Genomic DNA, 23,319 nt, shown 5'->3' with positions numbered 1-23,319 from the left:
TCATATTTTTGGGTGATTTTACGAGCTTTTTCATTTTAACCCTTTTTTGGCATACTCGCCAAAGTGAGATGCACCCACCTGAAGTGCCAATATGAACAATCACATCCCGGTTCGTTATCGCTTCCATGATTCGGCTTGAAATCGCTACTACACAAACTTTCGTCCCAGCAGAGAGGGACTAAGAATTTGATATTTGAAAACTGGATGCGATTGAATTAGTTGGCTCGATCGCTGCTACCTATATCTGCGGCTTTTTCTACTGCTTCCCGTGCCGGCGTAACTGCTTCGCCCACGTTATTTTTTACCGATTCTATAAATCTTTTGGTACTGGGGGCGATCGGTTGGTCAAGATTCAGCTTTTCTCGGATATTGTCAACGGCATCATTTCCGCCCTTCTCGATATCGGTTGTTAGCGGTCGAGCCGGACGGGCAACTTCGTAAGACTTAGCTTCCGGGGTTAAATGTGTAGCGATCGCTTGCATTTTGTTGCCAGAAAATTCCAATTCGGAGCTAAAAATCAGCGCTATTCCTACAGCAAAGATTATTCCTACTCGCAGGCAAGTTGTAACTAAGCGCGATGTAAACTTTTTCATTGAAAAACTCTGTTTTTTCTGTGACGACTGTTATACAGAATAATTGCTGTTGTTGGTTTTCAAATCTATCTAAAGATAGGAGTTGATGTCAATTTATGGTGTTAGCATGGTTCCCCAATCAAGCTCAACAAAAAAGTTTTTGGCGCTGCGACGCCAACAGGCAACCGAGCGCAACTACGAACTCAAGAAAGGTACATTTACTACTTCCCCTGACACCGATCCGACTTGCACTTTCAATCCTTCGCCGCCCGCTTTTGTGCGGATGTAAGCAAGACCAAAAAAGCCGGATTCAGTTTCGGTAAAGCTGGTGAGTTTGCCGACTTTTTCTTCTCCGATGGTGACTGCTGTTCCGGGTTCAACCGCACCGCTCAACTGCACGCCCCAAAGTTGCTGTTTGACTCCTTTGTAGGTGTTCAACCGGGCAATTGTTTCTTGACCGATGTAGCAGCCTTTGTCATAGGTAATCGTGTGTAAAAGGCGGGCTTCTAGGGGGTTGTAATCGTCTGTGAGTTCAAAATCGGGTGCGGGGCGTCCTTGTTCGATTCGCAGTTGTTCCCACACTCGATCGCCCATCGGTACGGCCCCAGCTTTGACTAATTCCTGCCACAAGGTTGCTGCATCGCTTGCTGGCGCAATTAATGTGTATCCGGGAGTTGCTAAACCGCTACCAACCCCAACTCGGACTTCCATACCGGCAAAATTTATCAATTTGTGCGTAGCGTAAGGTTGATTTTCTAGTTCGGTAACTCCCATTTTTTCTAGTAGTTGAGTGCTTTCCGGGCCGAGGAAACTGAAAGCAACAGTTGTATCGGTTAAATCTGTTAACTCGACGCGATCCATTGGGAAAATATAGCGATCGAGCAATTCCAGTAGTTGGCGGCGGCGGTTGGCTGAAACTAACAGGAGTACGGCATCTTCTGTCGCGTAAGCTGTGGCGAGGTCGATCGTCCGGGCGGTGGATGTGACGAAAACGGTGTCGCAACCTTGACCGGGTTTGAGTATATTAAAGTTATTGGTGCTTTGATTGTGCAAGAACCGCAGGCGATCGCTATCTGAGATTTGAATGCGTCCCCAGTGAGTGCGATCGTACAAAGCCGCACCTTTTTTAGTTGCTGCGATCGCTTCTGCGTCGTTACCAAAACTGACTGGCACCATTTCTGCAAAAGTAGCACCGGCCGCTGCTTGAATGTCGTGCAATTCCTGAATCAGCATAAGATTTTGTTGACTGTTGAGTGTTGACTGTTGACTGTTGACTGTTGACTGTTAACTACTGCTTTCTTGTCAACTGACAACTGACTATTTGCCCAAATTGGCGAATATTTCTTGTATTAATTGACTGGCTTTGGCATCAAGACGATTCCAATCTACATCGCCAGTGTCCTCCTCAATCAAGCTAGTGTCAATTACGACTTCCTGGCTTTGGGTTTGAGCGTGGGCGGGCTGGTAGTTGACAAAGCAGACTCGATAGCAAAGTTCCCAAATATCGACACATCTTTGCTCGCCTTGAAGCTCTAAAATTAGTTGATAGCCCGGAATGGGAATCTGCACTTCTTGATAAGTACCCGTCCAAACTGACTCCTCTAATTGTTTGCGGATGTTGTCGAGCACTCGGATCATCGCTGGCTGCATGAGTAGTTCAGCTTGCTGCCACGCGATCGGGCTAGTTATTTTAGGCTTCATATACAAGGTTCTAAAAAAGAAAATCAATAAATTAATTTTCTAGCATTGGGTGCCAACTTTTGAGACATCAGCCACAGAATGTTAAATTTAGTCGTCACCAAATTCAACAGTCAACCGTCAAAAGCAACAGCCGTTCTTGGCTTGACGGCTAAAAACGGCTGAAACTGTTGATATTGAGTTATCGGATGGGTAATGTAGGATTTGAACCTACGGCATCCTGCGTGTAAAGCAGGCGCTCTACCACTGAGCTAATCACCCAATTGCACTCACCGGGATTTATCATATCACAGTAACTCAGAAAGATCAAGTAAAAAAAATCCTAAACTTTAAATGCCCTCTGGCCACACCCACGATCAAATAACCCTGTGGAGTTTGCCCGCTGTGGCAGCCCTCACCTTTGGCCAGACGAGCAGCAGCAACCTGACTTTGCTCGTTTCCGGCAGCTTCTTATTCGGCGGGCTGATGTTTGGCCCCGACTTGGATATCTACTCTTGCCAGTATCAGCGCTGGGGATGGTTCAAACCCATTTGGCTCCCGTACCAAAAAAGCCTGCGCCACCGCTCTTTTTTGTCCCACGGCCCTCTGATCGGCACTGCTTTGCGAATCTTGTACCTCGCTATCTGGATCGCGGTTTTCGGAGTGTTGGGATTGGCAATTGCCGAAAAAGTCGGGAACTTAGGCGGGAATTGGCAGGATGTGGTTTTGAGTTATGGGCGATCGATCTGGGAACACCACATCGAAATTTTAGCCGTTTACATCGGTCTAGAATTAGGCGCTATGAGCCATTATCTGAGCGATTGGGGCGGCTCGGCTTACAAAAGATTCAAAAAGAAAGGATTGAGCGGGTTGCGCCCTCCTAAGACAATTAAGAGGCCCAAAATCAAAGCTCCCACTCGCACATCTAGCAAATCCCTAGCAGAAGGAAGAAGGAAAAAGGCAGAAGGCAGAAGGCAGAAGTAATAAAATCAATAGTTGGAGTAACAACGTTATAACCGTCTTGGCGGTTGATATAAAAGGTAAATTATTATGTCTAATTCCCACACTCGATCGCTCACAGCACTCCAAGAACTTATAGAAGTTGTGGCTAAATTGCGATCGCCAGACGGTGGATGTCCTTGGGATTTAGCCCAAACTCCCCAAACTCTAATTCCTCACATAATCGAAGAAGCTTATGAAACCGCCGACGCGATTCGCAAAGGAGATAAAAATGCGATCGTCGAAGAATTGGGCGATTTACTGTTACAGGTAATTCTGCAAGCTCAAATTGCCAGCGAATCCAATCAGTTTACCTTCGCCGAAATCGCTGCGGGCATTACAGAAAAACTAATTCGGCGACATCCCCACGTCTTCGGCGATGTCGAACTCAACAGCGTCGATGAAGTCAACGAAAACTGGGAAAAAATCAAAGCAGCAGAAAAAGGCACAACTTCGGAAAAGCCACCAACTTTAGCCTCGAAAATGAGCCGTTATGCCAGCACTTTGCCGCCGATAACCGCAGGGATGAAAATTTCTCAAAAAGCTGCGGAAGTGAGTTTTGATTGGGACAGTATAGACGGCGTTTGGGATAAATTTCACGAAGAAATGGCAGAATTTGAACACGCTCTCAAACACGAGGATAAGGCAGCCCAGCAGTCAGAATTGGGAGATATTATGTTTGTGTTGATTCAATTAGCTCGCTGGTACGATTTAGATCCGTCGGCTGCTTTGCAAGGAACAAACGATCGGTTTGTGCAGCGGTTTGCGAAGGTAGAGGCTGCGTGCGATCGACCTTTGTCAGATTATGCCCCAGAAGAGTTAGAATCTCTGTGGCAGCAAGCTAAAGCTTTAATTGCTAAACAAAAGGGCGATCGGTAATAACTCACTTCCGATCGCTATTGTTAAGAACAGGCAAGATGCCTGTTCCACAACAACTCAATATTTTGGTTGTGGGGAGTAGGGGTTGGGCTTCTAGCCCGCACTACCGTTAAGAACAGGCAAGATGCCTGTTCCACAACAACTCAATATTTTGGTTGTGGGGAGTAGGGGTTGGGCTTCTGGCCCGCACAAAAAAAGCTGATTAACAATACTGCCAGATGTCAGCAATGAACTACTCGTAAAGCTTCGCGTCATTGTAGGGCGGATGTTCGCAAGCGATGTAAAGCGCATTTGTCGGTTCCAGGGCCTCTCCTGTCACCGGATCGATCGGCTTGAGGACAAAGCATAACAGACTGAGCGATCGCCAATCCAAACTTTCTAACTTCCCGCGTTCGTAGCGACTAACAGTAGCATTACTAATACCGACATCTTTTGGTACAGGATCTCCTGCTGTCCGAAACAGAGCGGCCTCGTATTCTTTTGTGACCATTTCTGTTTCAATAATTGACCAGCCCCGAATCTCTCTAGCTGCTTTCAGAAGTTTGCCCAATCTACCGCGTCCCGTATCCGTAAATCGCACAGGGCGCAGTTTTTCCTGATCGACGACAGCCTTAAAGTCAAGAAATCCCGGCATTTTACAGATCCAATTTAACTATTAAGTCAATCCTACGCCTCGACGTTGGGGTTCCAAAATTCTGTTCCGATCAACAGTAAGTCTTCTAGAGTAACCAACCGCTTTTCAACCGGGTGAACTGGTTCGAGAACATCGAGGAACAGCCACAAAATATCGGGTGCCGGCTTGTTGTAATAGCCATTTTCGATTCTCGAAATGCCTGCAATGCTGACCCCCAAAACTTTCGGCAAAGGCTCTCCCCCTAGATTATAAAATTGAGCCTCATGCTGCTTGGTCTTTTCGCTCAGTTCGTGAACGCTCCACCCCCTAGCTTCCCGCCACGATCGCAAAAATTTACCCAACCGCCGCAGCCCGGTATCAGTAAATCTCCGTCTCAAGTATTCTTTTTCTGGCTTAGCTTCTGCTACCACCATCAGTCATCACCTATCTGCAAATAATCTAGTCGTAGAGCTTCGCATCGTTGTATGGGGGATGTTCGCACGCGATGTAAAGCGCATTTGTCGGTTCCAGGGCTTCCCCAGTCACCGGATCGATCGGCTTGAGCACAAAGCATAACAGAGAGAGCGATCGCCAATCCAAATTATCCAGCTTCCCACGTTCGTAACGGTTGACTGTTGCGGCACTGATACCCACATCTTTGGGTACGGGTTGATTTGTAGCTGTGAACAGCGCCTCTTCGTACCCCCTTGTTTTGAACTGTGTTTCGCTAACAGACCAACCTATTGTCTGTCTTGCAGCCTTTAACATCTTGCCCAAACGCATCCGCCCCGTCTCCGTGAAGCGAACGGGACGCAATTCCTGCCGATTGTCTACCACAGCGTTGTTAGAGAGTGCTGACATTTTTTCCACCTACATTAACTCTCAAACTAGCACAGCATCAATGATTGAGGGTTGTACGAGCAACATCTGAGTTTCCATTAAATTTTATTGCACAAGTGAGATAAGAATCTGATATACAGTAAGATGTAATTGAGTCTAAACAGAACTTGCCTCTCAAGCCCTGAGTATACAGCCATGACAGCACTGTTTCGCCGCATCCAACCCTCGAAAAAGCTCCGCATCACCGTCAGGTCGATCGCCCAACTGCTCAAAATCAGCCAAAACCTGATTAAGCGAGTCGAATCCTGGGCTTTCGTGGTTTTCGTCCACCATCGGGATAGAGGCGGCCTGTTTGTCAGCTACCGCAGGCTGGAAGAATGGCAAAATGCGATCGGGCACCACATCCAAACCTGCCCCACCCTTGGAGAACTCTCGCAGCTCAAAACATCCATTCACTACGACAGCCGGAAATTCAAAAAACAATATTTCCCAAAAACCCTTGACTTTTTAGTTCAAATGTGCATTGAAAGACAAGACCTTCTCGAAAGCTGGGAAAGCTCAAACTGCATTGCTTCCTAGCAGAAATCAAGCAGATTTCCTAACACTAGCAACCGCGCCCAACCGTGAGGACGCTCTTAATTTCTGAAACCCTTGCCTTTGATTCTGTCAACTGTCAACTCTCAACTGTCAACTGTCAACTCTTCCTTGCCAAAAACAGAAGCGAAACATTTGCGAGCAATTGCGAGATAAAATCACCCCAAAAATCACCCGCGAATGCTCCGCCACATTGATGAAAGCAATCACAAAAGCAATTAAGACATTGCCTGAGCGATATAATCAAAATAAGGAGCTGCTTCCTTAGCATCATCCTGATTGAGCAAAGCCAAAGAAGCTTCCTTCAAACAGCGGATAGCTTCGACCATGCCAGGAACAGGAACGCCGAGAGAATTATACATTTCCCGAACGCCAATCAAACCGATGCTTTCGATCGGCTCCTTGTCACCCGCCAAGATACCGTAGGTAATCAGGCGCAAGTACCAGCCGTAGTCGCGCAGACACAAAGCCCGTTCGCGCTGGCCGTAAGCATTGCCTCCGGGGGAGATAAAGTCAGGGCGTTTTTTCCAGAGTTTTTTGCTAGCTTCTTCAACAATTTTTTTCTCACTGTCAGACAGCGCAGTAGCAATACGCACCCGCTGTTCTCCGGTTTTAAAAAAATCTTTGATGCTTTGAAGTTCGCCGGTACTGGGATAGCGAAGTTCGTCGTCGGCTTGGAGAATTAATTGGCTAACTACGCTCATTGTTATTCAAATTTGAGGATAACATTAATAAACATTCCCATCTGTTGGCGACGGGATTCTTGGTTCGCAGACTCGCCTTGCTCCTAACATTTATCAATCCTAGAAGTAGAGGGTAAATCTCCCCAAGCGTTATGCTTGATGTTCAAGCCAGTTTCCTTGTGTTCCAGGGTACTGCGGGAAAAACTCAAAAATTGCGAGTGAGAGTTTAGATGTCGGCAGACACTTTGACTATTTAACGAGTTTTTGCTAAATCGCCCCAACAGCATATCGCACCGACGATATCGAGGCAACTCGCGGCAAGCTCGACTCCCCGGTTGAAGCTTGGCTTTAGCAGCAAGACGTTCAGCAGCAGGAAGACAGCCTGCAATTGAGTTTGAGTGCGATGGCTTACGCCCCGCTTCGCTACGACTGATCTCAGGAAAGAGAGAGCGATATTGCATTACCATATTAAATCCTACCATGACTACTTGTGACCAAATCTAAATTCCCCACCCCAAACTCGACGAAATTGGCAAACCCTTGCCAGCAAGGTCAACTGATTGAAATAGAGATTACTGACTTGACAGACACCGGCGACGGAGTTGGTCGTTTTGGTGAGTTAGTAGTGTTTGTGCCCGATACCGTGACGGGCGATCGAGTCCTTGTGCGCCTCGTGCAAGTCAAATCCACCTATGCTACAGGCAAGCTGGACACACTTCTGGAAGCCTCCGAACACCGCATTCGAGCTAACTGCATTGTCGCCGACAAGTGCGGCGGCTGTCAGTGGCAGCACGTAGATTATCAATATCAGCTTGCAGCCAAGCAAAATCAAATCATTCAAGCCTTAGAAAGGATTGGCGGATTTAGCAATCTGCAAGTCGATGAAATTTTAACTGGAAAAATCGAGGGATTTCCTCAATTTTTGGGATACCGCAACAAAGCGACGTATCCCGTGGCCATATCTGCAACAAATCAAGTCCAAGCAGGTTACTATCAAAAAAGCACCCACAAATTAGTCAATCTCAATCAGTGTCCGGTGCAAGATCCGCGCCTCAATCCTTTGTTAAAAGAAGTCAAAGAAGACATCCACTGGCGGGATTGGCAAGTCTACGACGAAAAGAAACATACAGGAGAATTGCGTCACTTGTCCTTGCGGATCGGACGGCGCACCGGCGAGATGCTGCTAACTTTAATAGTTCGCACGGGAGAGTTGCCGGGACTCGAAGAGCAAGCATTAGAGTGGCTGAAACAATATCCTCAACTTGCAGGGGTTTGTTTGAATATTAATCCCGCTCAAACTAATGTGATTTTTGGTGCCGAAACTCGCTGCATTGCGGGTCGTTCTTATCTGCGAGAAAGCTTTGCTGGTTTGAATTTTCAGCTAAGGGCTGATACTTTTTTCCAGGTCAATACAGAGGCCGCTGAAGCTTTGTTAGAGGTGATTGTAGGGGAATTGAATTTGCAGGGAAACGAGGTTTTGGTTGATGCTTACTGTGGCATTGGTACTTTTACTTTACCCCTGGCAAAACAAGTAAAAATAGCCATAGGTTTAGAAGTGCAACCGGTGGCGATCGAACAAGCCAGATTAAATGGTGAGTTAAATGACGTGAGAAATGTCGAGTTTCATGTGGGAACAGTAGAGAGTTTGCTGCCTTCCTTGGGATTGACACCGGATATTGTGCTACTAGATCCGCCGAGGAAAGGGTGCGATCGCGCGGTTTTGGAAGCTATCAAGGAAATTAAACCAAATCGCATTGTTTATGTTAGCTGCAAGCCTGCTACTTTGGCTCGCGACCTGAAGATTTTGTGCGAAAATGGGGATTATAAGTTAGCGCGAGTGCAGCCGGCGGATTTCTTTCCTCAGACTTCTCATGTTGAGTGTGCGGCTTTTTTGGTGAGGTGAATGAAAGGGCCGGGCTACTAGACTTATTGCATAAATCTTTGATTGATAGGGAAACCGCAGATGCAAAGCAGATAATTTCAAGATTGTTTGCCACCAATGCAGGCAATTCAAGCCTAGTGAGTAAGTGAGTACAAATAGATATAAGCTGGGGCGAGGGTTGGGCAACTGAAGCAGGGTTTGCTATCTTAAAATACGGGTTTCAAACTCTCGGAGTTGATCGCATTGTAGCGATTTCCAAACCTGAAAATATTGCTTGGCGGCGGGTGATGGCAAAAGTGGGAATGGAGTACGAACAGAAAGTGGATTGCTGGGGTGCAAGCTAGATCCAGTCCGGCCTGAATCGCGGGGAGTCCAGAAGTATAGAATAGAGGTTGCGGAACCGGCACACCGCCCGATCGCTCGCCCCCAGCAATTTGTTACCCTAAAAGTAGAATCGAACCTCCCTCAACTGCATCCCATGAACAACGCCTCTCCCCTGATTCAAACCGTCACACCCGAACGCTGGGCCGGCTTTAGTATGGACTTTATAGGGGCGGGTTACACGGGTTTGTTGGTCAAAAACGGCCGCGCCGTGCGTACCCTAAAATCGGGGCGGCATTTCAGCTTCGCCCTTCCCCTGCTGGAACAGTGTCAAATTGTCCTCGTAGACACCAAACTCCGCAATTTGGACGTGCAGTCCCACGGAGATTTTTTGTCTAAGGATCGATTTTTAATTGATGCCACTCTGACTGTTATTTATCAAGTTATAGATCCGAAACGAGTAGCTTTGGAATTGTCGGATCCTCTAGCTGTTTTAGCAAGTGCAGTTAAGGATTGTATGGGATTAGCGATCGGGCAAATACCCCTACAACAGCTTATCAGTCAAGGACGGCTGTTGCTACGGCAAAATTTGCTCGATCGCGTCCAAGATTTTTATACCCTGGGTTTTAACTTAGAAGACGTGCGAATTGGCGATGTCAGCTTTCCCGAAACTAACGGAGTTATTCGCCAAGTTGAGGGAATGAGTGCCCGACAGGAAGCAGAAAATGCCGCCGCCCTGCAAATGAGAATTGCCGAAGCAGGCCGGCCCATTGTTCCTCAATCTCCCGTACAGCAGTTAAACTTAATTTCAGGTAATTCTCCTGCGAGTCTTCCAGCTTCTGACACAGCGGGGTTCGATCGAGATTTACAACAACTAACAGAACAACTTGCTCAAAACAGCCTCCCTCCTGGGAGAAATCCTCCCCAACTTGCACCGACGGTACTCGCAAGCAGCGATCGCAAAACAGCCGCATATTTAATCTACAAACTTTCTGGAGAAGCGATCGCCCTAACAGCCAATCCCTTTACAATTGGACGCGAACCAACCAACACTTTAGTATTACAAGATCCGCAAAGTTCGCGCTACCACGCTCAAATCCGCCGGGCCAATGACGAACTGGGCAAACAGCGATATCAGCTAGTCGATAGCGGCAGTTCCAACGGCACTTTTGTGGGTGGGCAGAGGCTGGCTGCTAACGAGCCTTTTTGGCTGCCCGATGGCTGCGAAATTGCGATCGGCGACCAAAAATGGATCTTTCAAAATTAGTGAGTGAAAGATATGAAGATTTTTTTAAACAGCAGATAAACACAAATGAATCCCATCAGCGTTCATCTGTGTTTATCTGCTGACATCTGCGGTTAAAAAATCCTAATCTAAGTTAAGTTACTTTAATCACAATATACAAGTAATAGATGCCGAATCTACCGTCAACAAGAGGAATGTTTTTTTTACCGCAGATAAAAACAGATAAACGCAGATAAACGCAGATTAATTTCATCGGCTTTCATCTGTCAGGTTTCTGTAGGGGCGTTTTCACGACTCCCCGCCCTTCCGACACAGCTTGACAACTTCTCCCTCCCCAATTCCCTATACTCCCAGGTAGAAGTCTCTTGCCAACCCTAGGGGGGATATCTCCACAAGCATTTCGAGCGACAATTTGTCAAGATTGAAAATATAAGTAGAGGACAACCCCATGAACTTTTCTATACAATCTGTTTACAACTGGTACCGCGACACCCTCCGCAACCCCAAATACCGCTGGTGGATTATTCTGGGAACCCTGGCATATCTGGTAAGCCCGATCGACATTGCCCCAGACTTTCTCCCCGTCGTCGGACAAATTGACGATGTGGCGATCGCAGTCTTGCTGATTTCCGAAGTTTCGCAAATGGCGATCGACTACTTTAAATCCCGCCAAACAGAGACAGCATCAGCATCCGAAGCCACCGGTGCCCATTATTCTGAAGCCCAAGGCAGCACCGTTGACGTAGATGCAGTTTCTGTAAAATAATTGCCAAAAATAATCGATCGCTACAACCCCGACTTCTTACAGAAGTCGGGGTTTTTGTTTTTTCAATGGCAACTGCTCAGAGCGTGCTCCAAACCTGGTAATTTTAACTATGGTCAATCTGTGCTAACAACAAATTTTTATAGATGAAGTTTAGCGAAATAGTACAAAAACTTAACTTAGCCACCAGTCACAGCCTCACAGCGTCGGTTGCTACCGATCCCGAAATTACAGGCGCGGCCCCCGTTGATGAAGCTGCATCGGGCACAATCAGTTACATAGAAGGTGCTAAATTTGCCTCTCATACAGCCTCGACAAATGCTTCTGCCTTAATTTTACCCTTAGATGAAAGCCTCCAAGCTCAATGCGACGATCGCAACATTGCTTGGATTGCCGCAGCCGATCCGCGATTGCTGTTTGCTGAAACGATCGCCCTTTTCTATCAACCGTTTCGCCCAGCATCCGAAATTCATCCCTCAGCCGTCGTTCACCCCTCAGCAGAAATTGGTGAAAATGTCTATATCGGCCCCCACGTCGTTATTCAAGCAAAAGTCAAAATTGCCAGCAACGTTTGCATTCATCCAAATGTCGTAATTTACCCAGATGGGGAAATAGGCGAAGGCACAGTTTTACACGCTAATTGTGTGATTCACGAACGTACTCGCATCGGGGCAAATTGCGTGATTCACAGCGGTGCGGCGATCGGCAGCGAAGGTTTTGGGTTCGTGCCGACAGCCACAGGATGGGTGAAAATGGAGCAGTCTGGCTGCACTGTATTAGAAGAGGGCGTTGAGGTTGGCTGCAACAGCACGATCGACAGGCCCGCTGTCGGAGAAACCCGCATCGGCCAAAATACAAAAATCGACAATTTAGTACACGTAGGTCACGGCTGTCAAGTAGGAAAAAATTGCGCTTTTGCCGCTCACGTTGGCATGGCCGGCGGGGTAAAAATTGGCAACAATGTAATTTTGGCAGGTCAAGTGGGAATTGCTAATCAAGCCAAAATCGGAGATGGGGCGATCGCCACTGCTAAAGCCGGAATTCACAGCGACGTGCCCGCAGGTGCGATCGTGACGGGTGTTCCAGCAATTCCCCACAAACTATTTCTCAAAGCCGCAGCCGTATACAACCGTTTGCCAGAAATGTACCAATCTTTGAGGCAAATTCAGCGCAAGCTCGATCGGTAGTTATTAGTTATTAGTTAACAATTAACAGTCAACAGCCAACAGTATTATAGTTGCAACCCCTTAAATGTGGAATAGTATAACTAACCTGCGACTGCTGTCGCCGTCAATACCAGCAATTGTCAAAATAATCTTGTTTTTCTCGACTTGGATTGTTGTGTGGCTTCCTGCAGCGATTGTGCTGGCGATCGCCCTCAAATGGCATCCACCCCAACCCCTGGGAAACAAAAAACTACCTTTACTAGCTTCCCTCTACCTGATTGTCCCCTTCATTTTATGGGCGACAAGTTGGATGGAAAACACATCTTTTGCCAACTGGGGTTGGGATTGGCAACCAGCAGTTTTGATGTCATTAATGCGGGGATTAGGATTAGGAATAATCAGCTTAGTAATTTTATTCGGTCTGCAATTAACCGCAGGCTGGATCGAGCTAAAAAAAAGCGAAACTTCCACCGAAACAGGCGAAAAAAAGATTAATTTTTGGACTTTAATCGTTAACCCTGCTAGTCTGCTGACTCTGTTATTAGCAGTGTGGATTAGCGCCACAGAAGAGTTAATCTTTCGCGGCTGCTTGCAAACAATCCTCCAGCAAGATTACTCAGTGCTAATCGCAGCAGCGATCGCCAGTTTCATTTTTGCGATCGCCCACCTAATTTGGGCCGCCAAAGAAACTCTACCGCAACTACCCGGATTGTGGCTGATGGGGATGGTTTTAACATTAGCCCGCATCGCCGACAATGGCAGTTTAGGATTGGCGATCGGCATTCACGCAGCTTGGATTTGGGGTATAACTACCGTAGATACAGAAGGCGCAATTAATCCCACACGCCGCGCACCGGAATGGATTACAGGAATAGCAGCAAAACCGCTAGCAGGTGCAGCCGGAATTCTGTTATTGCTAGCAACAGCAGCCGTGCTTTTGTTAATTTAAATAAGACTTACCCTAATAAATGCGGTTTCTTATAAAAAATTGGCTCTCCTATATTTGTGTTATAAATGATAGTATAGCAATCCTAAATCATTTGTGAATTTCTTACTCCCTCCCCTTAGCAAGGGGAGGGTTGGGGTGGGGTTAAAAAATTTATGGCTGCTGCAAGGATTGCTATATAAGCGTCTTCCTCATCCGGGATATGGGGCTCGCAACACAAGAATTTTTATTTTGCTGAGCACCATAAACTCAGGAGATTTGGATTATGATATCAATTCCGGTTGCACTCCTCATAATAGTTGACTGTTAATTGTTAACTGTTAATTCGAGGTCGCAAAACTCAATGATGGCTGAGTGTTGAATGTTGACTCGATTTTACGCCCGACGATCAAGCGCGCATTTGATATGATATCTACTCTCTTGAATCAAATATTCAAAGGACGTGATGGCGGTGGTGGCATTGGCGGTTTAGCGATCGCCAGAGACTTAGAATAGCGAGCCTCTAAAACACCAGTTCTAAACTGAGCAACTTTTTCTCCCTTCCTGTAAAATACTATCACATTAACCCGACTGCTGTAAATAGTCAGATACCGCTGTTTGACAATGAAGGCAAGAATAATAAATACAACACCGATAAAAATACTGAGAGTCGGAATTCCTAACCAAAACAGCCACCAAGTACAACCCTCTCCTGTTTCAATCGCTCTAACATCCTCAATCGGAATAAACACCTCTTTTGTTTCTAATCCAAAAAAAGATTCGGAGCTAATTTGTAACATTTCGCCGACCAATTTAACCGTAATTGTGCCATTACTTTGAACTGGAACAATCCCCACAATTTGACCAGGTGTACCGCTGATTTGGATGAGTTGATTAGATTTCATATTTATTGTCTATTGGCGGTTCGGAAAAGCTATTAGATCGCCTCGTTTTAGGATTTAGCACGTCCGAAGAATTGTATAACAACAACCTCGACCTATTTGTTGACTCAAACTTGCTCTACCTATCGCCACAAGTACCACTAAAACCTCCTGCGTATAATAGGAAAGCTGATGCCCATAGCTGTAAGGTAAATCTAACTTGCTGGCAACTGGTTTGAGGACATCTGCTGCTTCATCTTTATTAACTTGATGTCCCTTGAGTTGATTGTACAAATACTCCACTACTTCACAAGTAATGTTTTTTGTAAATACGATTGTAGGTCTTTGAGCCTTAATCACATCTACTCGATAGTTTGAGCCTTCACGGTAGACGAGGTGGCAGTTGCGTAATCTAACCTCTCCAATCAATTCGCTCTCCATCTGTTCCTCCTATTTGATTCTCTAAGCAATTAGCAGCGATCTATCTGGGCAATTTACAAATAAAATTGCTCATCTCATTTTTACTAAAACCCAAACTCTTCCCCAAGTCTCCGCCTCAAATCTCCAGATATGGGTAATTGGCGGATTTCTTGGCAAATTGCAGCATGAGATTCTCCATTTTGAATGCGCTGCCTGTAAATTCCAATTAACAGCGCTTCAAGACCGTACTTAGATAACATTTCTGTCGCTAAACCGATGATGCCCAGCAAAGCAATGCCACCGAACATTCCTGCTGGCCCACCTAACATTGCCAAAGCCGTCGTAATTGCGGCCGCTCCTGCAAAACCTGTAGTTGCCATCACAATTAGAAGTAAAATTACAGGCAATCCTAGTCCAGCAGCTTTCCTAACAAACTCGTCCATAATGTCGCTCCTAGTCTGTATATAGAGGGATTAAAAATTAGAGAACTTTGTGTTTTTGCCTAGACTTTCCTTTAACAAAAGGCTTCACTGAAACCAGCCCAAAAATTTATTTACTGATTTCATTAATTTTTCCTAATTTATTGAAGGATTTGGTATGTGTTTAAGTTTGATCTCTAGGAGCTTACCTAGTCCCACTCCAAAAACTTGATAGACAAATCATTGTTACTACGATCGCCTAGTTGAAGAGCATTATCCATAATTTCCCTGAATTCATAACCCTGATTGCGAGCTAATACACCCCCAAGCTTAACAGTCAAAAATTCGACTACAGCCCCGTCTCGTTTATCGATAAATTGGACGCTGATAGACTGAACTTTAGCCGTCTTACTTTGCTTGTTGGTCAACCGCCCTACCAGAAATCGCTGAGTTCCTGTATTTTGCATCGCTAATCCAGTTAACTCCAGTCCATTCACAAGCTGAACCCTAAAAGGGTCTGGCTTCCGCGTGTTTTCAGGTGGTTTGGGAAATCGACAAAGCTCATCGAGAGATTCATACTGTTTTCTTTCAGAATTCAACTGAAAACACCCCGGATACTCTTGGGCGATCGCCCTCGGAAACAGATTGAAAAGAGACAGAAGCGCGATCGTCGGTAAAGCGGTTATCAACTTGACCCACCTAAACATGGCCTTTTACTCTCCAATCAGCAACGATACTCGTAAGTTGTTTTAGTCCAGCAGTTTTCACAGGTAAATCTGGTTTCGACATCTACTGATTAACCAGGGTCAAACCCAAAAATTATGCAAAGCTGAGGGGGAAACTGTATTTAGGTTCGCTGAACTCAGAAAGCTCTCCGGCTGCGCCGACTTTCTGAAACATCCACCGCGCCTAACTGAGATTAATGTATCAACTACAGTTCTAGTTTGTCAAGCTAATGCTCAAAAAAATCTCATTAAGTGAGATACCACCCTCAAAAGTCGATTTCACAAGGCTCTAGCCCCTCTAACGGCAGGGCGGTTTCATTCTCAGAAAAACCAGGATTTTGTAGGGGCGGTGCCCCCGTGCCCGCCCTGGCCCGTGCCCGCCCTGGCCCAGACAGGATAAATTGGGCATTTCAGCGATCGGGGCAACCACGGGGGGTTTGCCCCTACAGGAGAATGAAACAGCCCTGCCTCTAACGGCAACTTAAACAAGCTTTAAACCTGTAGCAATCAAGTATCCAGACCGAGCAAGGGCTCCAAATTTCAGCCGATCGCCCCTCAATTATTCTGTTGTCTATCTCGTTTACCTACTTTTAAGTGAGAAAAAAGCCCATATGATCAAGTTACAGCCCAGAAGCCTCTGTTTGCGCCACCCCTCAGTTATTCTGTTGTCTATCTCGTTTATCTCGTGATAAGTGAGATAAACGCCCATATAATCAAGTTACAGCCCAGAAACCTCTGTTTCCGATGCCCAAATTTCTGTGTTAGCTTACTTCCAGCGATCGCCCCGTCCTTTCCCAGCTATCTTTGAGTAGAACCGCCCGATTTGTAATACCTGTATTTAACGTAGTATGAAACTTCCCGAAGATTTTTTAATAACTTTAGCCACTAAAGTTGGCATTTCCGAAAACGAATTTGAAGTCTTATCAAGAGCAATCAAAGGCGAATCCATGTCTGATATTTCAGATCAGCTTCGCGTTCGCAAAGATGCCTTACAAAAACGCCTGGGAGAAGTGTATAAAAAATTTGAAGTTCAAGGTGCTGGGCCTGGAAAATTAGCAAAACTCCAGCAAATTCTCGTAACTGAATACCAGAAACAAGTTTCCACTAACCGTCACGATGCTACAACCGACCGCGAAGTTTCTCCAACCGTAGAGAATACCCGCTTCCAAGACGCAACTAACCCTCAATTTTTACCGCGTATTGATTGGGGAGAACTCCCAGCTCAAGAACCTTTCTACGGACGCAATTCCGAAATAGAAACTCTCAAAAAATGGATAGTAACGAACCGTTGTCGAGTAGTCACAATTTGTGGCATGGGAGGGATTGGCAAAACAGCGTTAGCTACCCAAACTATACAACAAATTAAAGGGGAATTTCAAACCATAATCTGGCGAAATCTCGCCACCTCTGGCCCCCTTGAAAAACTATTGCCAGACCTATTGCAATTCCTATCTCATCATTCAGAAATCGACCTTCCCAAACCCAGCAACTCACTCATCGCCCAATTAATAGAATATTTGCGCTTAACCCGCTGTTTATTAGTATTCGATAAAGTAGAAACTATCCTCGGAAGCGGACAGCTACCAGGACAATACCGCCCCGGATACGAAAGTTACCGGGAACTCTTCCAACAAATAGCACAAACCTCTCACCAAAGTTGCCTGCTTCTCATCAGTTGGACTCCCCCTATAGAAATCGATAAGTTAGCAGAAAAAACGTTACATTGTCGAGCTTTAGAACTGAGTGAGTTACCAGAAAAGGATGCCAAACAAATCATTTTATCCGCCCCCCAAGTTTATACTTCAGAGACTAATTTACTATCAGAACTCATTTACCTATATGGCGGCAATCCCCTCCTATTAAAAATAGCTGTCACTCACGCTCAAGATATGTTAGCGGGCAATTTAGCACAACTCGTCAAAAAAACTCCGTCGGTTATTGAGGGCATTGTCCGAGATTATTTCCAAGAGCAATTTCAGGATTTTTATGAATTAGAAGTAAAAGTATTGTCTTGTTTGGCAAGCAATAAACCCGCCACCCTTAGCGAGTTGCAATCCAGTCTACTATTTGCTGAAGACTTATCAGAATTGAAACAGGCTGTAGAAATTCTAATTGAGCGATCGCTCCTGCAAGCCCTCACCGAGTCTGGGGAAGAACGCCTGACAGTCACCCCGCAGGCTAGGCTACTTGTCACCCATCAATTAATTGCTAAATACCTGAATCAAATTGGTTACAAGAAATACTTAGAGAGTGAGTTACAGACGGCAAAATGTTATTTAACACAAACCATTCGCTACAATCCAGAACTGCCAGCAGCTAACTACAATTTAGGGTCAACATACGAAAAACTAGAAGATTTGCCCAACGCTCGCCAGCACTACAAAAAAGCAGCAGAATATAAAAACAGTCGCGCTGCCGGTGCTGCTGTCAATAATTTAGCTCGATTGGAAATTCTCAGCGAGAATTTTGACGTAGCGGTAGAACTAATTCTCTCTATTTTGCCACAAGTTAATGACAAAATGGTGCAAGTCACCCTCCACAAAAATCTGGGATGGGCTTATCTAGGACTGCAACTTTACAGTGACGCAGAGACTCACTTGGAAAAAGCAATTGCATTAGATAACTCCTATGCTGTTGCACACTGCTTGCTAGCACAAGTTCTCGAAGCAAAAGGGGATACAATAGCAGCTATTTCTTGCTGGCAAAAATGCCTGAATTGCTCTGCACAACACCAAGAACAAAAAGGTGTGGCGTGGAAACTTCCAGAATTAAGTATTTGGAAGAGTTTTGCGCGCGAGAGGCTCAGTGCTTCGGGCAGAGAACCTAATTAATTAAATTACAGTAAGCTGTTCTCCATTTAAATTGTGTGTCAAAAATCACTCAAATTATTGTGGGATGGGCTTCTAGCCCGTCCCGAATATGCAGTTTAAACACGCAACAGCTTAGGCTGCGTCAGTAGTTCTCAGTTTTTCGCTCCTACTTCACCATTTAACTAGCTGACGCACCCTACTGAAAGCTCGCTAACAATTAAAGTTATTTAGTTCGGAGGAACTATCGGATCGTCCTCTCCAGAACTGCATTTTGTTCTGCGCTCAGCTTGGGCAATTTCCATCAAGCAATAACTACCAATGGCTGATACTAAACTTGCCTCTATATTGGCAATGATTTCTCCCGCAGCATTGGGAACCCCCATTACTAATAATGTCAGGGGGGTAGATGAAACTATAGGTATCACAGCTCGTTTCTCCGTCAAAGAAAGGGATAAGGGAGAAGCGAGTTGGCCAACTGCGCTCTATTATTAACCAGGGGGTAGGGAAACAATTATGCAAAATTTTCAGAATAAATTTCGCCTCATCAAGCTGCAAACCTTCTCAGTGCTTGCTTGACGGAGTATTGAATTTTCTGTAAATCTTACATTGAGACGCAATTAAATCCTAGGCAGAGTACATCTCTGAGGTAAAATCAAGTCTAATCCTTTAATTGCTCAGGCATAGTCTCATGCCAATTCCCAAGCTTAGTGAAGCGACGATCCAGCACAATACCTCTGCCACATCCCTCAAGCGCGGTGAAACTTACTATTTAGCGGGTAATGTTACTAGCGCTGTCCTGCGTGGCAATATCGTGCAAGCAATAGTGGAGGGTTCTGCTCTGCAACCTTACCGTATTACGATAAACTTTGATGACGCTAATGTGGCATCATCAAATTGTACTTGTGCTTACGATCGCTTTGGGTGGTGTAAACATATTGTTGCTACCCTGTTATTATGTCTGCGACAACCACAAATAATTGAGCAGCGCCCGACGCTGGAACAGTTACTCGATCGCCTAAACGATGTACAAACCCAGCAATTAATACAAGATTTAGTAGAAAAGGAACCCTCACTCATCGATCCGATCGAACGATACGTTAACTTAATTGCTATTCCTACGCCTCCACAGCAACCTACTAAAGCACCGCGTCGCACCTCCATTAATCCCGCTCCCTTTCGACAACAAGTACGACAAATTTTGCGAAATGCTGTGCGTTATTTCGACGATGGATGGGGGGAAGAAGACCCCATTACAGAAGAACTTTTAGATGTGATTCAGCAAGCGCAGGAATTGATTGCAGAGGGAGATGGTAACAACGCCTTAGTAATTTTACAAGCCATCACCGCAGCTTGCGTTGAAGATTGGGATGACGTAGAAGAATATGGCGCTGAAAGTTCTGATATAGCTAACGCTTTAGATGAAGCTTGGACAGAAGCCATTTTAACGGCTGAACTAACTGCTGAAGAAGAGATCGATCTCCAGGTGATGTTAGAAGCTTGGCAAGATGAATGGGATTGCGATTTCACCATGAGCTTGAAAGCTTTACGCCAAGGTTGGGATGACCCCTTAATTCAACAGGTACTTCAAGGAAATATTACGGGGCAAGAAATAGGAGCTAATGACGCACCAAAATGTGCTAAGAGCTTAGCATTAATTCGCTTGCAAATCCTCGATCGCCAGGAACGCTATCAAGAATACTTATACTTAGCCCAAGCAGAAAACTGCTCTCAACAATACTTGACCATGTTAAGTCGTTTGGGGAGAGTAGAAGAAGCAGTGGAAGCTGCTGCTACTCAGATGAAATCAGCGGAAGATGCTTTTGCTCTCGCTCAAAGTTTACAAGCACAGGAAGCCCAAGCTGAAGCTCTAAAAATTGCTAAAACTGGGTTGAAGTTGTCAGGCAATTGCCTTTATAAACTGGCAATTTGGACGAGTGAGTTGGCTGTTGAGTTGGGAGAAAACGAAGTTGCATTAAATTCTAGAATGCTGGTATTTCAAATCAAACCATCCTTTGCCGATTATCTTTTAGTGAAGGAGTTTGCAGGAGACAGTTGGTCAACTGTGAAAGCAAATTTGTTAGCAACTCTGAAAAGTGATAGAAGTTGGGGAGTTTCTGAAGCACAGGTTGATATTTTTCTCTATGAGGGGCTTATTGAAGATGCGATCGCTGTTGCTGATGGCTTGAGTGGCTACGAATCGGCACTGATTCACCGAGTAATGGGGGCTGCGATCGCCCACCGTCCCGATTGGGTGATCGCTAATGCTTGTCGGCTTGCTGAATCGATTATGGATCGGGGGAAATCAGAGGACTACGATCGTGCAATTAAGTGGTTGGAAAAAGCCCGCGCTGCCTATTTACAAACGGGACAAAATCTTCAGTGGTGTGCTTATCGTTCTCAACTTATGCAACTACACAATCGGAAGCGGAAGTTAATGGGGATGCTGAAGAGTCCAGATTTAGATTGAGGCTGAAGTTTACCGTAAACCTGAACAAGTGAAAGCGGCCCAATAAAAAGGGTCAGCAAAAGGGAAATCTCAGCAACTAATTATTTCCAGTCGTTGCAAAGTTTTGTAATTGCGTGTTGCTGTTTCGGCCCGCTTTTCTTCCTCTTGTAGCCATTGCAGATAGTCGGGGGAAGCTTCGGGATAGGAATTACGCTGGTTTTCTGCAAACTGGCGATCGCCCTCCGCCTCTTCAAATTTGCGTTCTAATAAATCAGCAAGTTGGGGAGAATAGCAAGCGACAAATCCTGATCCAGAGAGCGATCGCAAATTTATTTGTGCTTGCTGCAATGCTTTTGGGCGGCTACTTCCTTCCTGCCGAAGTTTGTGATAAAAAATTGAAAATAAGGCTGTTGCTAAATCATCTACAGCCCACAGTGTGCTCACAACACTCCGAGCACCCGCACATAAAAAGCCCGTCGATAATGTCAAAATATCATCCGTAATTTCCGTAGTCCCTAACCCTGTTTCACAACAGGATAAAAACACATCAACTAGATGAGGAAGCCGCCAGCCCGGTGTCATTAACTGCCCCAAAGTAATGCTACCATCTGCCAATTCCAGTCTGGATTCTAACGGATTATCAAGGCGAGATTGAGCGTGATGGCTAGAGATAATTCCCTCGACTTGTAGAGACAGTTGCCGATAGTTGCTGACCGTTGCTTGGCTACGTCCTCGTAAGTGTTGTTCATTGCGAATATTATACAGTTTGGCAATTTGTTCACCCTCAAAACTTGCACAGGGTAAATCTTCCGTTGCATCTTCCACAATACCATATATTAGTCGATCGTTGACAGGTGGACGTTTGTGGCAAAATTCTAAAACTTGACAACTAGGAGTGTAACGAATTAGAAATTTATCGCCTAAATATTGACCATTTTCTAAGGGTAAAGCAGCAAAAGGAATTTGGTGTAGGCAAAGGTGAGGAACAATAATCAGTTCCTCGATATTATTAAGGTACTGACTAATCAGGTTATCGATTTGCAGGCGGCGGGAAAGTTTAGCTAAAAACTGCGGAATTCGATTTCTCCACTTAGCTTTACATTGTAATTGCTCTTGGGCTGATTTACTTGAATCGCCCGCCTCCAAGTAGGGTTTTAGCCAACCTTCATGAATCCATTGTTGTAAGTTTTTGCCTCGTTTTCTGGTTATTTTGTACAAATTTATTTCGGCTTGTCGCAAAACAAATACATATGTATCTTCATCAGTAGTGTAAAAATTAAGTATAGCTGTAGTAGGGCGATCGATGAGTTCTTGGATAGCGGTTAAATCAGGGGGACTGACTTGAATTTCGCCCGCTAAAACCGGATCTAAACGTCTTAGTTGTTCCCAAATTAGTTGTTTTTCACTTTCTAAACCTTGGATATTTTCACTAATGGCTTCTAAAGCTGCTCGATTGCGTGTACAATCCATATCAATTAGATCCTTAGCTCTAACTGCAATTAACTTCTGCTTTTTACTTGATTTCTTTAAACCGGAACGTTCGCAATCTATCTGTCGTTGAATTACTTCAAATTCTGCTAAATATTCTTCTACTTCAGAAGGTATATCTCCCTGAGAGTAAAGGTCATTACTGGCAATTAAATCTACTAAGCGACGAGAGCGAGAACGTTCTACATATTCAAAAGCTTGTGGAAAATTTTTCGTATTAACTAATGCTTGTACAATATGTTCATAAAGATATATATCTTCTCCTAAAATTTCTTGGCGGCGTCGATCGGTATTAGCCCACACTCGCAATTGTTCTAAAGCTTCAATAGCAAGACAATACCCTTCAATAGCTTGTCTCCATAGTCCTAATTTGAAGGCAATTTGGCCTAAAACTTGTCCCGAAATCAGACAATGTTGTGGGAAAGCTTGAGGAGTTCTGACTTTTAATGCTAACTTCAAGTATTGCATTGCTTCGGTAAGCTGATCTAAATTGTGGTAGAGACAACCTAAATTATTTTGTACAGTTGCCCAATTTTCAGGAAAATCTTTGAGAGTATAAACTTCTAAAGCAGCTTGGTAATAGTCCCGCGCCAGTTTTAGGTTTTCGTCAATACTTCCTTAAGTGCGATCGCTATAAGCATAACCTAAGTTTAATTGCACCATAGCCCAATCTTCAGGAAAATTTTTCTGAGTATAAAATTCCAAAGCTGACTTATAGTAAAAAATAGCCATTTCTAAATTTTCAACTTCATTTTGAATACTGCGCCTCCTATAGGCATTTCCTAAATTATTTTGGATCATTGCCCAATTTTCAGGGTTAATTTGACGGGTATTTACTTGCAAAGCCATTTGATAGTAATTAATGGCTATTTCTAAGTTATTATCCTCATCTCCTAGAGAGGCAGTCCAGTAGAAGTAGTTGACAAAAAATACAGTTTCTGCTGATGCTGATTTATAAGTAAATGTGATA

26 protein-coding genes and 1 tRNA gene are annotated in these 23,319 nt (G+C 44.9%); 11 read left to right on the top strand and 16 right to left on the bottom strand.

Features of this window, described 5'->3' with window-relative positions; genetic code table 11:
- Positions 1–215 precede the first annotated feature (215 nt).
- The 4 genes from QUB08_RS28010 to QUB08_RS27995 form a co-directional block, all read right to left on the bottom strand.
- Positions 216–593, bottom strand: a complete 378-nt coding sequence (locus QUB08_RS28010) for a hypothetical protein (RefSeq protein ID WP_333229052.1) — start codon at positions 591–593, stop codon at positions 216–218.
- 174 nt (positions 594–767) lie between these two features.
- Complete coding sequence (gene ygfZ, locus QUB08_RS28005) at positions 768–1,802, bottom strand: CAF17-like 4Fe-4S cluster assembly/insertion protein YgfZ (protein WP_445300960.1); 1,035 nt, start codon at positions 1,800–1,802, stop codon at positions 768–770.
- An 87-nt stretch (positions 1,803–1,889) separates the two neighbouring features.
- Complete coding sequence (locus QUB08_RS28000) at positions 1,890–2,273, bottom strand: hypothetical protein (protein ID WP_333229049.1); 384 nt, start codon at positions 2,271–2,273, stop codon at positions 1,890–1,892.
- 186 nt (positions 2,274–2,459) lie between these two features.
- Positions 2,460–2,531: transfer RNA gene (locus QUB08_RS27995), tRNA-Val, on the bottom strand.
- A 72-nt stretch (positions 2,532–2,603) separates the two neighbouring features.
- On the opposite strand from QUB08_RS27995, the gene QUB08_RS27990 reads away from it, so the two are divergent.
- Positions 2,604–3,233 carry a metal-binding protein gene (locus tag QUB08_RS27990; RefSeq protein WP_333229047.1) on the top strand — a complete coding sequence of 210 codons (630 nt, stop codon included), beginning with the start codon at positions 2,604–2,606 and terminating at the stop codon, positions 3,231–3,233.
- Positions 3,234–3,299: 66 nt separating this feature from the next.
- A complete protein-coding gene (mazG, locus tag QUB08_RS27985) occupies positions 3,300–4,127 on the top strand; it encodes a nucleoside triphosphate pyrophosphohydrolase (protein WP_333229045.1) in 828 nt (275 codons plus the stop codon).
- 232 nt (positions 4,128–4,359) lie between these two features.
- Here mazG and QUB08_RS27980 read toward each other — a convergent pair whose 3' ends face one another.
- The 3 genes from QUB08_RS27980 to QUB08_RS27970 are packed head-to-tail and all read right to left on the bottom strand — an operon-like array spanning position 4,360 to position 5,601.
- A complete protein-coding gene (locus QUB08_RS27980) occupies positions 4,360–4,761 on the bottom strand; it encodes a helix-turn-helix transcriptional regulator (RefSeq protein WP_006634106.1) in 402 nt (133 codons plus the stop codon).
- 32 nt (positions 4,762–4,793) lie between these two features.
- Positions 4,794–5,174: a helix-turn-helix transcriptional regulator gene (locus QUB08_RS27975; RefSeq protein ID WP_333229043.1), complete on the bottom strand. Its 381-nt coding sequence runs from the start codon at positions 5,172–5,174 to the stop codon at positions 4,794–4,796.
- Positions 5,175–5,199: 25 nt separating this feature from the next.
- Complete coding sequence (locus tag QUB08_RS27970) at positions 5,200–5,601, bottom strand: helix-turn-helix transcriptional regulator (protein WP_333108046.1); 402 nt, start codon at positions 5,599–5,601, stop codon at positions 5,200–5,202.
- 174 nt (positions 5,602–5,775) lie between these two features.
- Between QUB08_RS27970 and QUB08_RS27965 the strand changes: the two genes are divergently transcribed.
- Positions 5,776–6,159, top strand: coding sequence for a hypothetical protein (locus tag QUB08_RS27965; protein ID WP_333229041.1), 384 nt, complete (start codon positions 5,776–5,778; stop codon positions 6,157–6,159).
- A 233-nt stretch (positions 6,160–6,392) separates the two neighbouring features.
- On the opposite strand, the gene QUB08_RS27960 is transcribed toward QUB08_RS27965, so the two are convergent.
- Entirely contained in the window at positions 6,393–6,878 is a 486-nt protein-coding gene (locus tag QUB08_RS27960; RefSeq protein WP_190746013.1) for an allophycocyanin subunit alpha-B, read from the bottom strand.
- 83 nt (positions 6,879–6,961) lie between these two features.
- Positions 6,962–7,339, bottom strand: a complete 378-nt coding sequence (locus tag QUB08_RS27955; protein WP_333229039.1) for a hypothetical protein — start codon at positions 7,337–7,339, stop codon at positions 6,962–6,964.
- A gap of 8 nt (positions 7,340–7,347) precedes the next feature.
- On the opposite strand from QUB08_RS27955, the gene rlmD reads away from it, so the two are divergent.
- The 6 genes from rlmD to QUB08_RS27925 all read left to right on the top strand — a co-directional run bounded on the left by rlmD (position 7,348) and on the right by QUB08_RS27925 (position 13,184).
- Positions 7,348–8,760: a 23S rRNA (uracil(1939)-C(5))-methyltransferase RlmD gene (rlmD, locus tag QUB08_RS27950; protein ID WP_333229037.1), complete on the top strand. Its 1,413-nt coding sequence runs from the start codon at positions 7,348–7,350 to the stop codon at positions 8,758–8,760.
- Between the two features lie 134 nt (positions 8,761–8,894).
- Positions 8,895–9,083 carry a GNAT family N-acetyltransferase gene (locus QUB08_RS27945; RefSeq protein ID WP_333229054.1) on the top strand — a complete coding sequence of 63 codons (189 nt, stop codon included), beginning with the start codon at positions 8,895–8,897 and terminating at the stop codon, positions 9,081–9,083.
- Positions 9,014–10,327, top strand: coding sequence for an SPFH domain-containing protein (locus QUB08_RS27940; protein ID WP_333229036.1), 1,314 nt, complete (start codon positions 9,014–9,016; stop codon positions 10,325–10,327). Before QUB08_RS27945 ends, QUB08_RS27940 begins: the two co-directional genes overlap by 70 nt.
- A 427-nt stretch (positions 10,328–10,754) precedes the next feature.
- Positions 10,755–11,072 carry a YkvA family protein gene (locus tag QUB08_RS27935; protein WP_333229034.1) on the top strand — a complete coding sequence of 106 codons (318 nt, stop codon included), beginning with the start codon at positions 10,755–10,757 and terminating at the stop codon, positions 11,070–11,072.
- 143 nt (positions 11,073–11,215) lie between these two features.
- A complete protein-coding gene (lpxD, locus tag QUB08_RS27930) occupies positions 11,216–12,256 on the top strand; it encodes a UDP-3-O-(3-hydroxymyristoyl)glucosamine N-acyltransferase (protein WP_333229032.1) in 1,041 nt (346 codons plus the stop codon).
- 64 nt (positions 12,257–12,320) lie between these two features.
- Entirely contained in the window at positions 12,321–13,184 is an 864-nt protein-coding gene (locus QUB08_RS27925) for a CPBP family intramembrane glutamic endopeptidase (RefSeq protein ID WP_333229030.1), read from the top strand.
- A gap of 422 nt (positions 13,185–13,606) precedes the next feature.
- Here QUB08_RS27925 and QUB08_RS27920 read toward each other — a convergent pair whose 3' ends face one another.
- The 4 genes from QUB08_RS27920 to QUB08_RS27905 form a co-directional block, all read right to left on the bottom strand.
- Positions 13,607–14,065 (bottom strand): hypothetical protein, encoded by a 459-nt coding sequence (locus tag QUB08_RS27920; RefSeq protein WP_333229028.1) that lies wholly within the window; start codon positions 14,063–14,065, stop codon positions 13,607–13,609.
- 54 nt (positions 14,066–14,119) lie between these two features.
- Entirely contained in the window at positions 14,120–14,482 is a 363-nt protein-coding gene (locus tag QUB08_RS27915) for a hypothetical protein (RefSeq protein ID WP_333154977.1), read from the bottom strand.
- Positions 14,483–14,565: 83 nt separating this feature from the next.
- Complete coding sequence (locus tag QUB08_RS27910) at positions 14,566–14,904, bottom strand: hypothetical protein (protein WP_333229026.1); 339 nt, start codon at positions 14,902–14,904, stop codon at positions 14,566–14,568.
- 185 nt (positions 14,905–15,089) lie between these two features.
- Positions 15,090–15,587, bottom strand: a complete 498-nt coding sequence (locus tag QUB08_RS27905; protein WP_333229024.1) for a hypothetical protein — start codon at positions 15,585–15,587, stop codon at positions 15,090–15,092.
- 866 nt (positions 15,588–16,453) lie between these two features.
- Here QUB08_RS27905 and QUB08_RS27900 point away from each other — a divergent pair.
- Complete coding sequence (locus tag QUB08_RS27900; RefSeq protein WP_333229022.1) at positions 16,454–18,436, top strand: NB-ARC domain-containing protein; 1,983 nt, start codon at positions 16,454–16,456, stop codon at positions 18,434–18,436.
- A gap of 206 nt (positions 18,437–18,642) precedes the next feature.
- Here QUB08_RS27900 and QUB08_RS27895 read toward each other — a convergent pair whose 3' ends face one another.
- Complete coding sequence (locus tag QUB08_RS27895) at positions 18,643–18,840, bottom strand: hypothetical protein (RefSeq protein WP_333229020.1); 198 nt, start codon at positions 18,838–18,840, stop codon at positions 18,643–18,645.
- A 263-nt stretch (positions 18,841–19,103) separates the two neighbouring features.
- Between QUB08_RS27895 and QUB08_RS27890 the strand changes: the two genes are divergently transcribed.
- The gene (locus QUB08_RS27890; protein ID WP_333229017.1) at positions 19,104–20,882 is read left to right on the top strand and encodes an SWIM zinc finger domain-containing protein; all 1,779 of its coding nucleotides are present in this window, start codon (positions 19,104–19,106) and stop codon (positions 20,880–20,882) included.
- Positions 20,883–20,951: 69 nt separating this feature from the next.
- Here QUB08_RS27890 and QUB08_RS27885 read toward each other — a convergent pair whose 3' ends face one another.
- Positions 20,952–22,817 (bottom strand): CHAT domain-containing protein, encoded by a 1,866-nt coding sequence (locus QUB08_RS27885; RefSeq protein ID WP_333229015.1) that lies wholly within the window; start codon positions 22,815–22,817, stop codon positions 20,952–20,954.
- A 150-nt stretch (positions 22,818–22,967) separates the two neighbouring features.
- A partial coding sequence (locus tag QUB08_RS27880) for a tetratricopeptide repeat protein (protein ID WP_333229013.1) occupies positions 22,968–23,319 on the bottom strand: 352 nt, incomplete at its 5' end.

The sequence above is a fragment of the Microcoleus sp. BR0-C5 genome, assembly GCF_036705045.1.
In the GTDB taxonomy this organism is placed as follows: domain Bacteria; phylum Cyanobacteriota; class Cyanobacteriia; order Cyanobacteriales; family Microcoleaceae; genus Microcoleus.
This window is presented reverse-complemented; position numbering and strand designations above follow the sequence as displayed.